Source organism: Bacillus sp. FJAT-14266 (genome assembly GCF_001719225.1).
Classification (GTDB): domain Bacteria; phylum Bacillota; class Bacilli; order Bacillales; family Bacillaceae; genus Bacillus; species Bacillus subtilis.
This window is the reverse complement of record NZ_CP017072.1, coordinates 3,289,585-3,302,888: the sequence shown is the minus strand read 5'-3', so window position 1 is coordinate 3,302,888 and position 13,304 is coordinate 3,289,585. Positions and strand designations below refer to the sequence as shown.

Sequence of the window (13,304 nt, the reverse complement as noted above, 5' to 3'; positions counted from 1 at the left end):
ATTCACATGTTTGGAAAAAAACAAGTCCTTGCGTCTGTGCTTCTTATCCCTTTGCTTATGACTGGCTGCGGTGTGGCCGACCAAGGTGAGGGCAGACGTGATAATAATGATGTAAGAAACGTAAATTATCGAAATCCGGCCAATGACGATATGCGGAATGTAAACAATCGGGATAACGTTGACAATAATGTTAATGATAATGTCAATAACAATCGTGTAAATGACGATAATAACAACGACCGAAAACTTGAGGTTGCTGATGAAGCAGCTGATAAAGTAACAGACCTAAAAGAAGTAAAGCATGCCGATATCATTGTGGCTGGAAATCAAGCCTACGTTGCAGTCGTTTTAACCAATGGAAATAAAGGTGCAGTAGAAAACAATCTGAAGAAAAAAATAGCCAAAAAGGTAAGATCTACTGACAAAAACATTGATAATGTTTACGTTTCAGCTAACCCTGATTTTGTAGAGCGTATGCAAGGATATGGAAAACGTATTCAAAATGGTGACCCAATCGCCGGATTATTTGATGAATTTACACAAACTGTACAGCGCGTATTCCCTAACGCTGAATAAATAAAAAAAGCCGCACAATTTGTGCGGCTTTTTCTTTGCGTTAATGACACACTGCGAACTCAGGCTGCATAGAGTAAAAATAAAAAGGTACAAGACGGACCGGCTCAGGGAGGGAGACGTTTGCGGGATGGCATAGGAAAGCGTGCGGCATCCGCTCTATTCCTGTGCGGAGTCCTTGTGATGCTGGCTGTGAGCTCAGCCATCGTATCAAGCGCGATGTATATCCTGTCTTTTCCAGGTCAGGCATCTGGAATAACAAAAGAACAAGTGACGAAGCACATGAAGAAAGAGTCATTCAAACAGGCCGATATTTATTACACTTCTAAGGAAAAGTCCTTACTGCCATTAACGAAAGAAACGCTTGAATATGCGGTCAGTATTAATCAGATTATGATTGGATATTCGAATCAAAAGCCTATTGACATTATTTTTTTTCCTAATGAAAAACAGATGGAGGCTTACTCCGGTTTATTGGATGTAGTTGGTTATTATTCTGAACGGGAGCAGCTGATCGGATTGTTGCCTGAAGAGAAAAAGAAACTGTTAGAAGGGGACGAGGTAGCGGTTTATTTGTACCAGAGATTGTTGATTCATGAATACTCGCACCATGCGTTTCACCAGAAATTGAAGGAGCTTGAGACGGATCCCGATGAGTTTCCGTTATGGTTTCATGAAGGGTTAAGCGAGTGGATTGCAAACTATGAATTGCTCATAGATCCGATCACGTTTTCTGTCGTGCCCTTTGACCGTTTGCAGACTGATCGAGACTGGCAGGAAGCCAGAGCCGAATATGACACTGATGTCTATTTGCAAAGCTTTTATATGATCGATGAGCTGACGGACAAATATGGGAAAGACATTATTTCAGAAATGATTAAGGAAACAGCAAAAAAAGGGGACTTTGAAAAAGGGTTTAAATCAGCAACAAAGGAAAGTCTTGATCAATTTGAAAAAGATTTCAAGAAAAAATTTGAAAAAAACAGTGCGGCATTGGATAGTATCTATCCAATGCCTTTGTTATTAGTGAAGTCCTTGCTGACCCATTCCGCCTTGTGTTGGAGGCATTTGTCCTTGGGCAGGGGCGAATGAATTTCTCAGCTGTTCCATATCCTGCGCATCAAGCTGAGGAACCTGGTAATAGCCGTGTTTGTTTTGGTATAGGAAAATTTCAAATGCCATTTCAACATACTCCTGAATTTGCGCAGACAGTACGCGTCTTACGGCCGGATTTGTCATTTCCAGAGAAGCCATCGTCAGCATAGAAGCTTGTGCTTTAATCGCGCAAAGCATTTGTCGGCTGATGATGCTGTCATCAATATCATTCATGGATTGAACAGGTTTTTTAGGCTGTGACGGCTGCATGCCGTAAACAGCCTGGTTGTCCTCCTTCATCATATAAGTTGCTGTTTTTTGTGAAGGTTCGCTGCCTGTTTTGAAGCATTCTGCAGTTATATTGTATTGAGATGTAATGAATTGATGTTGACGATCAAGGATGTTTAGTAATTCTTGATCCTTACAGAATTGTCTCAGCATCATATACTGATCAAGCACAGTAAGTGTTCCGGAAAGCACCTCATGCATATCAAACATTTCATGTCCGCCGTGGTTTTTATGCGGTTTGCCAGGAATACCTTTGTTCATTTGGGATTGCTGCTGCTGATTGAACTGATCCAAACCGAATTCCTCCTTTTTTTTCAGATCAGCTGTATTTTGTGTCAGTCTGCCGTGTATTATGCAGAAGCCTAAAAGGAATTATATGCTGTCTGTCGAAATGATAAGCAGACAAAATCGTTGTCATTATGTGTATATTAAGGGAGGAAATATGATGAGGCGTATTCTGCATATTGTGTTGATCACGGCATTGATGTTCTTAAATGTAATGTACACGTTCGAAGCTGTAAAGGCAGCTGAACCGCAACAGCCTATATCGATTGAGAAGGCAATACAGCAAAAAGAAGGACAGGCGCTTGTCGAAGGATATGCAGTCGGCCAGGCTGTTTCCCCGCAGCATTATAAGCTGACAAGCCCTTTTTCAAATGATTATAATGTTGCGCTGGCAGACCGTAAAAACGAAACATCGCCCGAACACATCCTTCCTGTGCAAATCCCCTCCGCCTTCAGAAGCCAATTTGGGCTGCAAACCAATCCGCTTCTTCTTGGGAAAAAGATAACGGTTCAAGGAAAGCTTGAAAATTACTTTAACACGACAGGACTTAAAAACGTTCAGTCGATGAACGTAACCGATGACACAAAAACTCCGCCGGCTGAACAGCAAGTGACCATAAATGAAGCACGGGGAAGGCTGAATGAAGAAGTAACGATAAAAGGGATCATTACAGCTGATCAAAACGCAATCGGAGGCGGGAAGCTGTCGACCTTTTTGCAAGATGAAACCGGAGGCATTAACATTTATTCGCCATCCCCTGAACAATTTCCCGAATTAAAAGAGGGTATGGATGTCACGGTGACAGGGAAAATCACGTCTTACCAGGGGCTGAAAGAAATCGTTCCAAACTCATCAGGCATCAAAATCAACCAGTCAAATCAATCCCTCCCCGCCCCCAAACACTTAACAATCAATGAACTTATTAACGGCAGCCTAGGTGATCAGTATGAAGGACGCCTTGTGAAACTAACCGCTTTTGTTTCCTCAATTCCAAGTTCTCCTGCCGGCGGCGGTTACAATGTAACAATGATTGATGACGACCATCATGCAATGACGCTCCGGGTTATGAATGAAACAGGGGTGATAAACGAGCTTGATGAGGGCAAATGGTATGAATTTACCGGTGTGTTAAGCAGATACCAAACCTTTCAGCTGCTTCCGCGAAAATCGGCTGACCTGAAGCTGCTTGAAGAGCAGCCCGCACCTCCGTCTGCAGAGGGAGAATATGAAGGGATTGTTGACCGGGTAGTTGACGGCGATACCATTCATCTTAAATCTCCGGTGCTTGGAACGACAAAAATCCGGTTTGTAAATGTAGATACACCCGAAACATATCACACACCAAAAAATGACGCAGATGAAAATCAATTAAGATTTGGCAAAAAAGCATCTGACTATCTAAAAACGGTTCTGTCCCCGGGTGATAAAATTACTGTCAAGGTCGGGAGTGAAGCCAAGGACAGCTATGGCAGATTGCTCGGACAAGTCATAACCGAATCAGGTTCAAACGTGAACTTAGAGCTTGTAAAAAACGGCTATGCTCCGACGTATTTTATTTGGCCGGTTGACAATGAAGAGGATTATCAGCAATTTCAGGCCGCAGTAGCCGCTGCAAAAAAAGATCAAAAAGGAATTTGGAATGAAAACGATCCCCTCATGGAAATGCCGTTTGAATTCAGAGCCAGAGAGCAAGGGAAAGGCCTGACAAGATATGTGGGGGACTCGTCGAATAAAACATATGTGCAGCCAGCTGACTGGAAGAAGATAGCTGTGGAAAACAGAATTTTCTTCGCCTCAGCAAGTGAAGCGGAGAGCGCGGGATATAAAAAAAGGCAAACGGCACCTCAAGAACATGTGCCGCTTAGAATTCTCAGCATGAATGATTTGCATGGCAAAATCGATCAGCAATATGAGCTTGATCTTGATGGAAATGGAACTGTAGACGGCACGTTTGGACGCATGGATTATGCCGCCGCATATTTAAAAGAAAAAAAGGCTGAAAAGAAAAACTCGCTGATTGTGCACGCGGGAGATATGATCGGCGGAAGCTCTCCAGTTTCCTCTCTTCTTCAGGATGAACCGACTGTAGAACTGATGGAGGACATCGGATTTGATGTCGGAACCGTGGGAAACCACGAATTTGATGAAGGCACGGATGAACTTCTGAGGATCTTAAATGGCGGTGATCATCCGAAAGGCACAAGCGGATATGATGGACAGAACTTTCCCCTTGTATGTGCCAATTGTAAAATGAAATCAACTGGAGAGCCCTTTTTGCCGGCTTACGACATCATTAATGTGGAGGGCGTACCCGTTGCTTTTATCGGAGTTGTCACACAGTCGGCAGCTGGCATGGTTATGCCTGAAGGAATAAAAAATATCGAGTTTACAGATGAAGCAACAGCGGTGAATAAGGCGGCCGAAGAGCTCAAGAAAAAAGGCGTGAAGGCCATCGCGGTTCTCGCACATATGTCAGCTGAACAAAACGGCAACGCCATTACCGGTGAGTCTGCTGATCTTGCAAACAAAACAGATTCTGAAATTGACGTGATTTTTGCCGCGCATAATCATCAGGTTGTTAACGGTGAAGTGAATGGAAAACTGATTGTTCAAGCGTTTGAATATGGAAAAGCGATAGGTGTCGTTGATGTAGAGATCGATAAAACGACAAAAGACATTGTCAAAAAGTCCGCGGAAATCGTATATGTTGATCAAAGTAAAATCGAACCGGATGTCAGCGCGTCAGCCATTTTAAAGAAATACGAAACAATTGCGGAACCGATTATCAGCGAGGTAGTCGGCGAAGCCGCTGTTGATATGGAAGGGGGGTATTCAAATGACGGCGATACACCTCTTGGAAACCTGATTGCGGATGGTATGAGAGCTGCCATGAAAACGGATTTTGCCCTTATGAATGGCGGCGGCATACGTGAAGCGCTGAAGAAGGGTCCAATTACGTGGGGAGATCTTTACAATATTCAGCCGTTTGGAAATGTGTTAACGAAGCTTGAGATTAAAGGAAAAGATTTAAGAGAGATTATCAATGCTCAAATCTCGCCGGTTTTTGGGCCTGACTACAGCATCAGCGGGTTTACGTATACGTGGGATAAAGAAACCGGAAAAGCAGTTGATATGAAAATGGCAGATGGCACCGAGATCCAGCCCGATGCCACATATACATTGACCGTCAACAACTTTATGGCGACGGCGACAGGAACCAAATATCAGCCAATCGGACTGCTGGGAAAAAATCCGGTGACAGGGCCTGAGGATTTGGAAGCGACAGTTGAGTACGTGAAGAGTTTTGATGAGCCAATTGCGTATACAAAAGAGGGAAGAATTAAGCTTGCTGAAGCCAGTGATATTGAAGATCCTGTAACAGAAGACCCGGGGACGGAGCATCCAATGAAAGAGGTTCCAGAGCCTGATGTGGATTTGCCTGATATAAAAGAGACTCCGGGCACAGCGCCGGTTCATCAGCTGCCGCCTTCAGCCATTTCGAGATTCAATGAAATACCAATCAACAACACAAAAACCGCTGATACTGCTAATAGCATCAGCACATTGCCGTTACGAAACGAGGGCGGGGAAAGCGGGCCTGAGCATCCGCTTCCAGATACATCAGCAAACTACTATAACTTTATCGTAATCGGTGCGGCGGTGACATTGTCAGGAACTTATCTATATGTCAGAAGAAAAAGGAGCGCCTCCAGAACGTGAAAAAAATTATTCCACTATTCATCATTGCTGCCGGCCTAGTGATCGCAGGCTATGGAGGCTTTAAATTGATCGATACGAATATGAAAACGGAACAGACATTAAAAGAAGCAAAACTGGCGGCTGAAAAGCCGCAGGAACTTTTGGGGACGAAAAATAGCTCAGATCAAGCAAAGAACAAAGCATCATTTAAGCCTGAGACCGGCCAAGCGAGCGGCATTTTGGAAATACCGAAAATCAATGCAGAGCTTCCGATCGTGGAGGGCACCGATGCTGATGATTTAGAAAAAGGTGTCGGGCATTACAAGGACAGCTATTATCCTGATGAAAACGGGCAAATTGTGCTGTCGGGGCATCGGGATACCGTGTTTCGCCGGACGGGAGAGCTGGAAAAGGGGGATCAGCTCCGTCTTCTCCTGTCATATGGAGAATTCACATATGAAATTGTAAAAACAAAAATTGTCGATAAGGATGACACATCTATTATCACGCTCCAGCATGAAAAGGAGGAGCTTATTCTAACGACCTGCTATCCGTTTTCATACGTCGGAAATGCCCCGAAACGCTATATTATATATGGAAAACGAGTGACTTAAAAAGCCGAGGCAGTGCCTGCGGCTTTTCTTCATGAAAAATATGTGCGGCAAAGGTTTTTCATATCAGCCGGGAAAGGGGCTTCAGCAACTATGAGCTCGTCTGTTATCGGGTGAACCGCTTGTACTTTATTGGCGTGCAGTACCTGCCTGTTTAGCAGCTTGCTCCCGCCTCCGTAAAGCGAGTCTCCTGTCAACGGATGTCCGATGCTCGCCATATGAACACGGATTTGGTGTGTTCTGCCTGTTTCCAGCTCTAATTCAACGAGCGACAGCCGTTCTTTCACATTGCTGGCCATTACCTTGAAATGAGTGACGGCTGTTTGCCCGCCTGGTGAAACCCGGCGTCTTGTCGGGTGTGACCGGTCTCTGCCGATTGGTGAATTAATTGTCCCTTTTTTCGTTCGTAGCTTACCTTCAGCGATGGCGGTATACGTACGCTTCAGCGTCTTTTTCTCTAACTGCTGGTCTAAGATGGCGTGTGCCAAACGATGCTTGGCAAAAACGATAGCGCCAGATGTATCCTGATCAAGACGATGGACGTGGCGCACCTTACATGTTTCGCCATTTATCTGATAATGATAAGCGATCAAATTAGCCAGTGTGCCGGTTTGCCCATCCTCATTCGGATGCGTCGCAATGCCAGCGGGTTTATTGACGATGAGCATATGATTGTCCTCATATAAAATATCAAGCTCGCCATACTCCGGAATGACCGAAGATGCTTCACTTTCCTGAAGATCAATGAAGACGCGGTCTCCCTTTTTTACAATCATATTGTTTAAGACCGATTCGTGATTGACCTTTATCTGTTGATGGGACATCCAGTCTTGTATCACTGGTTTAGAAGCTTTGAGCGCTGTTTTGAGTACGGAAAACAGCCATTGGCCGTCCTGTTTTTCATTGATGAGGATCTCAATCCCTCTGCCTTTTTGGTTCATGTTAAATGGCTCCTTTTCGAAGCGGAAGGCTGCTGTTTCTCATAGGAAACACTTACCTTAGCTTTCGCGTTTTTTTCTGTGCTATTCTTGAGTAAGACTTAGGATATTCGATGGCAAGAAAGGTGATTGACGTGAGAATTGTGAACGCAGCAACTGCAGAACAGGAGAGCTTTATCAAGGAGCTGACTATGGAGCTGATCCATGATGTATTTCCTCTTTATTTCTCCGAACTGGACATTCAGCGCTTTAAAAAGAAAGGCGTTCTGTCTTTAAATAACCATTATTACCAAGGAACATTAAAAGAAGCATTTCAAATTATGGCTTGTCTTCAAATGATACATATTATCCTGACCAAGCCTTCGCCGCACTCTGATTTGAGTGATCAGGCGATTTTTGAAAAAAACAGCAAGATGCTGAATGATTTTGGGATTTATTTTCCGTTTGCTTTTTCTGACTTTCAAAAGAAGACTAACAAAGCCTTTTTCGGTCAAAGAAGGCTGATATAATCATGCGGCAAGGGCTTTTCTATTTTCAGAAAAGCTCTTTTTTGTATCAGAGAAATCATATCATAAAACCTTTCCTCTAACTCCCTTTTTAAACGGCTCGTGTCTGAACATACTAATGATTGAAAGGGGTGCTGACAAATGAGTTCAGTTAAAGATACAATGACAACGCAGGTGGCAACCGTTTCTCCGAATCAAACGATTCAGGAAGCGGCTTCTCTAATGAAACAGCATAACGTCGGGGCGATCCCCGTTGTAGAGCAAGGTGTTTTAAAAGGAATGCTGACTGACCGTGACATTGCATTAAGAACTACAGCTCAGGGCCGTGATGGCCAGACACCCGTTTCAGAAGTGATGTCAACAGAACTCGTATCAGGAAACCCTAATATGAGTCTGGAAGACGCGTCGCAGCTGATGGCCCAGCACCAAATCCGCCGCCTTCCTATTGTAGATCAAAACAATCTAGTCGGGATCGTTGCGCTTGGAGACCTGGCAGTCAATCAGATGTCGAACGAGTCTGCGGGATCAGCGCTGACAAACATTTCTCACCAAAACATTCATTAATAAGAAAGAGCTTGCAGTGTGCAGGCTCTTTCTTCACATAAAACCTTACTTTTTGAAAGCAGACTTGTTTCGGGGTATAGTTGAGTGTATACATATGTCTCAATTCGTACTAAAGGAGTTGTACCCAGTGATTAAAGCGTTAATTTTTGATTTTGACGGGCTTATTCTAGATACAGAAACACACGAATATGAGGTTCTTCAGGAAATATTTGAAGAGCACGGCTCAGTTCTGCCGCTATCTGTCTGGGGGAAGGTCATCGGAACTGCTGCGGGTTTCCGGCCTTTTGACTATTTAGAAGAGCAGATCGGGAAAAAGCTGAACCATGAAGAGCTCACACAATTGAGAAGAGAGCGGTTCGCCAAACGCATGGAAACAGAAAAAGCGAGACCTGGTGTCGAAGCGTATTTGAATGCGGCAAAGGATTTAGGCTTAAAAATAGGCCTTGCCTCCAGCTCTGATTATAAATGGGTTTCCGGCCATTTGAAGCAAATCGGCCTGTTTGATGATTTTGAAGTTATTCAAACTGCTGATGATGTGGAAGAGGTAAAGCCGAATCCTGAACTCTATTTATTGGCGGCAAAGAACCTCGGGGTATCGCCAGCGGAATGTCTCGCGTTTGAGGATTCTGTCAATGGTTCGATTGCTGCGAAACGTGCAGGCATGAAGTGTGTCATTGTCCCGAATAAAGTAACGGGTACCTTGATGTTTGAAGACTATGATCACAGGCTTGAATCAATGGCGGAGATGGAGCTCGCCCTATTGCTTGATCATCTGAACTCACAAAACTAGAAAGGAGCGAGTAGGTTGTCTGAGAAATTAGATTTGACCCGGTTTGAAAAGAAAATGGTTATCCGCAATATCGAAGAGAAAGACATCGACAAGATTATCGATCTTCAAAAGGACTGCTTTCCAGGAATGGAGCCTTGGAAGCGGGAGCATTTAATCAGCCATTTGGAGCATTTTCCGGAAGGACAGTTTTGTGCAGAATTCGAAGGTGAAATTATCGGTTCGTGCTCAAGTCTCCTGATTAACTTTGATGAATATGATGACCGCCATACGTGGCAGGACATTACAGATGACGGTTATATCACCAACCATAATCCTGACGGCTTGAATATGTACGGAATTGAAGTCATGGTGCACCCGAAATACAGACGAATGAAGATCGGCCACCGTTTGTACGAGGCGAGAAAGGACTTAGCCAGACGCTTAAACCTGAAAAGCATCATCATAGGCGGACGGATTCCAAACTATCACAAATATGCAGAGGAAATGACAGCGAGAGAGTATGTTGAACAGGTGACACGCCACCAAATTTACGATCCGGTTCTTTCTTTTCAGCTGATGAACGGCTTTACCCTTATGCGAATTAACCCGAACTATCTCCCGGATGATACAGCTTCGATCAAGTATGCGACGCTGATGGAATGGAATAATGTCGATTATCTACCGCAGCAGACAAAACGCTATTATAAATCGGCGTTCCCTGTTAGAATTTGTGTGATCCAATACGAAATGAAGAAAATTTATTCCTTTGAGGAATTTGCGAATCAAGTAGAATACTATGTCGATGTTGCTTCCGACGCAAGATCTGATTTTGCGGTGTTCCCGGAAATTTTCACAACCCAGCTGATGTCCTTCCTTGAGGAACGGTCACCGAGCTTGGCGGTGCAGAGAATTACCGAGTATACAGAAGATTACATCAGCCTGTTTACTGACTTGGCTGTGAAGTATAACGTCAACATTATCGGCGGATCTCATTTCGTCGAAGAGGAAGGCAAGATCTATAATATCGCTTACCTGTTCAGACGGGACGGAACGATCGAGAAGCAATACAAACTCCATATTACGCCGAATGAACGCAAATGGTGGGGGATCAGCGCAGGAGACCAAGTTCGCGTGTTTGATACGGACTGCGGGAAAATCGCGATCCAGATCTGTTATGACATTGAATTTCCTGAGCTTGCCCGGATTGCGGCTGATAAAGGAGCCAAAATCATCTTTACGCCATTTTGTACAGAAGACCGTCAAGGCTATCTGCGTGTCAGATACTGTTCGCAGGCTAGAGCGGTTGAAAATCAAATTTATACGGTTATCTCTGGAACGGTCGGAAACCTTCCGCAAACGGAAAACATGGATATCCAATACGCCCAGTCAGGCATCTTTGCCCCGTCTGATTTTGAATTCGCCCGAGACGGCATTGTCGGCGAAACAAACCCGAATATTGAAATGGTCGTCATCGGCGATGTTGACCTGGAAATTCTCAGAAGACAGCGCCAAAACGGTACAGTGCGCCAGCTAAAAGACAGACGGCGTGATATTTATCATATTCAATATAAAAAATAATTCCCAAAAAACCCGCCTGAATTGGCGGGTTTTTTTAAACAAAAGCGGAATTGTTTAGGTGCTTTCTTTAAAATAAAAGTAAATTGTATAGTGGAGGTGCCTTATGGAGTTTCTGTATTTTCGCCATTTCCTATATCATACAGAAAACGGCTAGGCTTCACATTGCTATTGCAATGGCTGTCCAAGTTGTTTCGAGTGCGACCTTTATCAGTACGATGCTGAGCATTGTCACTTTGCCTGTTTTGCTTTGGAAGCTGCATCCTCTTTCTTCTTGAGAAAGGGGATGTTTTATTATTTACGCGGTTTATTGACTCTGACCCGGTCTGGCTTTATATTGAAGGCAGGGAAATCATCACCAAGACATCACATAAAGAGAAGGTCTGTTTCAATTGAATTGGCATTATAGGGAACGCTAATGAAATGGAGATGATGGGGATGGAAAACATTCAGCAAAATCAGGGATTAAAGCAAAAAGATGAGCAATTTGTGTGGCATGCCATGAAGGGAGCGCATCAAGCGGACAGCCTGATAGCCCAGAAGGCCGAGGGGGCCTGGGTAACCGACATAGACGGACGCCGCTATTTGGATGCGATGTCCGGTTTGTGGTGCGTCAACATTGGTTACGGCAGAAAGGAGCTTGCGGAGGCTGCCTATGAGCAACTAAAGGAGCTGCCTTACTACCCGTTAACGCAAAGTCACGCACCCGCAATTCAACTGGCGGAAAAGCTGAATGAATGGCTTGGCGGCGATTATGTTATCTTTTTTTCCAACAGCGGATCGGAAGCAAACGAAACTGCTTTTAAAATTGCCCGCCAGTACCATCTGCAAAACGGCGACCACAGCCGTTATAAATTCATCTCAAGATATCGGGCATACCACGGCAATACATTGGGAGCGCTCTCAGCTACCGGACAGGCGCAGCGGAAATATAAATACGAGCCTTTGAGCCAAGGGTTCCTGCATGCAGCTCCGCCAGATATATACCGGAATCCTGATGATGCAGACACGCTTGAAAGCGCAAATGAAATCGACCGCATCATGACATGGGAATTAAGCGAAACGATTGCCGGGGTCATTATGGAGCCCATCATTACAGGCGGAGGCATCCTAATGCCGCCGGACGGATATATGAAAAAGGTGGAGGACATTTGCCGGCGCCACGGAGCCCTTTTGATTTGCGATGAAGTGATCTGCGGGTTTGGACGGACAGGCGAGCCGTTCGGGTTTATGCACTACGGTGTGAAGCCTGATATCATTACGATGGCAAAGGGAATCACAAGCGCGTATCTGCCATTGTCAGCGACTGCTATTAAACGGGACATTTTCGAAGCGTATCAGGGGGAAGCTCCTTATGACCGTTTCCGCCACGTGAACACGTTCGGCGGAAGCCCGGCTGCCTGTGCCTTGGCGTTGAAAAACCTGCAAATTATGGAGGACGAACTGCTGATTCAGCGATCCCGCGATCTTGGAGCAAAGCTTTTAGGTGAGCTCCAAGCTCTGAGAGAACACCCGGCAGTCGGGGATGTTAGAGGAAAAGGGCTGCTGATCGGAATCGAACTCGTCAAAGATAAATTGACTAAAGAGCCGGCTGATGCCGCCAAAGTAAACCAAGTGGTTGCGGCGTGCAAAGAAAAAGGGCTGATCATCGGCAAAAACGGCGATACAGTCGCCGGCTACAACAACGTCATCCAGCTTGCGCCGCCATTTTGCCTGACAGAAGAGGACCTTTCCTTTATCGTGAAAACGGTGAAAGAAAGCTTTCAAACGATATAATATAAAAGTGATTTATTAAAGGAGCACATGATGAGTTTTCACAACCAGCCGATCTTACCGGCTATTCGCAATATGAAGCAATTTGATGAGTTTTTAAACAGTTCGTTCTCTTACGGTGTTATTCTTGATATTCATCTCGGCCAGCTGAAGGGCGTGATCAAAGAAGCGCAAAAGCACGGAAAGAACATGATGGTGCACGTCGATCTCATTCAAGGGATTAAGCATGACGAATACGGTGCGGAATTTATATGTCAGGATATCAAGCCCGCTGGGATTATTTCCACAAGATCGAACGTGATTGCCAAAGCGAAGCAGAAGAAAATTTATGCCATTCAGCGCCTGTTTTTGCTTGATACAAGCGCGATGGAGAAAAGCATGGAGTTTATCGGCAAGCATAAGCCTGACTTCATCGAAGTGCTTCCCGGCATCGTTCCGTCACTCATTCAGGAAATAAAAGAGAAAACAGGGATTCCCATCTTTGCCGGGGGTTTCATCCGTACGGAAGAGGATGTAGAGCAGGCATTGAAAGCGGGGGCTGTAGCTGTCACAACATCTAATACCAAATTGTGGAAAAAATATGAAAACTTTTTGACAGAAAGTGATTGACACCGCTTTCATGCACTG

At 44.7% G+C, this 13,304-nt stretch carries 12 protein-coding genes and 1 pseudogene; 11 read left to right on the top strand and 2 right to left on the bottom strand.

Annotated features, from left to right (window positions below):
- Positions 1-6: 6 nt before the first annotated feature.
- Together BGM23_RS17065 and BGM23_RS17060 are read left to right on the top strand one after the other, a co-directional pair.
- Entirely contained in the window at positions 7-576 is a 570-nt protein-coding gene (locus BGM23_RS17065) for a YhcN/YlaJ family sporulation lipoprotein (protein ID WP_003245125.1), read from the top strand.
- A 120-nt stretch (positions 577-696) separates the two neighbouring features.
- Positions 697-1,665, top strand: coding sequence for a hypothetical protein (locus tag BGM23_RS17060; RefSeq protein ID WP_053581888.1), 969 nt, complete (start codon positions 697-699; stop codon positions 1,663-1,665).
- Here BGM23_RS17060 and BGM23_RS17055 read toward each other — a convergent pair.
- Entirely contained in the window at positions 1,597-2,250 is a 654-nt protein-coding gene (locus tag BGM23_RS17055; RefSeq protein ID WP_029726348.1) for a spore coat protein, read from the bottom strand. The two genes, BGM23_RS17060 and BGM23_RS17055, sit on opposite strands and share 69 nt — an antisense overlap.
- Positions 2,251-2,332: 82 nt before the next feature.
- Here BGM23_RS17055 and yhcR point away from each other — a divergent pair, with 82 nt between their 5' ends.
- Both yhcR and srtA read left to right on the top strand, forming a co-directional pair.
- Complete coding sequence (gene yhcR, locus BGM23_RS17050) at positions 2,333-5,962, top strand: sortase-dependent nonspecific endonuclease YhcR (protein ID WP_082098073.1); 3,630 nt, start codon at positions 2,333-2,335, stop codon at positions 5,960-5,962.
- Entirely contained in the window at positions 5,959-6,555 is a 597-nt protein-coding gene (srtA, locus tag BGM23_RS17045) for a sortase SrtA (protein WP_029317530.1), read from the top strand. Before yhcR ends, srtA begins: the two co-directional genes overlap by 4 nt.
- 29 nt (positions 6,556-6,584) lie before the next feature.
- On the opposite strand, the gene BGM23_RS17040 is transcribed toward srtA, so the two are convergent.
- Entirely contained in the window at positions 6,585-7,493 is a 909-nt protein-coding gene (locus BGM23_RS17040) for an RluA family pseudouridine synthase (protein WP_029726346.1), read from the bottom strand.
- Positions 7,494-7,603: 110 nt separating this feature from the next.
- Between BGM23_RS17040 and BGM23_RS17035 the strand changes: the two genes are divergently transcribed.
- From BGM23_RS17035 to glpP, 7 genes and pseudogenes are all read left to right on the top strand, one after another.
- Positions 7,604-7,999: a YhcU family protein gene (locus tag BGM23_RS17035; protein WP_015252484.1), complete on the top strand. Its 396-nt coding sequence runs from the start codon at positions 7,604-7,606 to the stop codon at positions 7,997-7,999.
- Between the two features lie 138 nt (positions 8,000-8,137).
- A complete protein-coding gene (locus tag BGM23_RS17030) occupies positions 8,138-8,560 on the top strand; it encodes a CBS domain-containing protein (protein WP_003245462.1) in 423 nt (140 codons plus the stop codon).
- A 127-nt stretch (positions 8,561-8,687) separates the two neighbouring features.
- Positions 8,688-9,350, top strand: coding sequence for an HAD family hydrolase (locus BGM23_RS17025; RefSeq protein WP_003233396.1), 663 nt, complete (start codon positions 8,688-8,690; stop codon positions 9,348-9,350).
- 15 nt (positions 9,351-9,365) lie between these two features.
- A complete protein-coding gene (locus BGM23_RS17020; RefSeq protein ID WP_003245514.1) occupies positions 9,366-10,907 on the top strand; it encodes a bifunctional GNAT family N-acetyltransferase/carbon-nitrogen hydrolase family protein in 1,542 nt (513 codons plus the stop codon).
- 173 nt (positions 10,908-11,080) lie between these two features.
- Positions 11,081-11,182: pseudogene (locus tag BGM23_RS22425) on the top strand (AEC family transporter); the annotation flags it as partial.
- A 145-nt stretch (positions 11,183-11,327) separates the two neighbouring features.
- Positions 11,328-12,680, top strand: coding sequence for an aspartate aminotransferase family protein (locus BGM23_RS17015; RefSeq protein ID WP_031600324.1), 1,353 nt, complete (start codon positions 11,328-11,330; stop codon positions 12,678-12,680).
- Positions 12,681-12,707: 27 nt separating this feature from the next.
- On the top strand, positions 12,708-13,286 hold the full coding sequence (gene glpP / locus BGM23_RS17010) for a glycerol uptake operon antiterminator GlpP (protein WP_003233388.1): 579 nt from the start codon (positions 12,708-12,710) through the stop codon (positions 13,284-13,286).
- Positions 13,287-13,304: the final 18 nt, after the last annotated feature.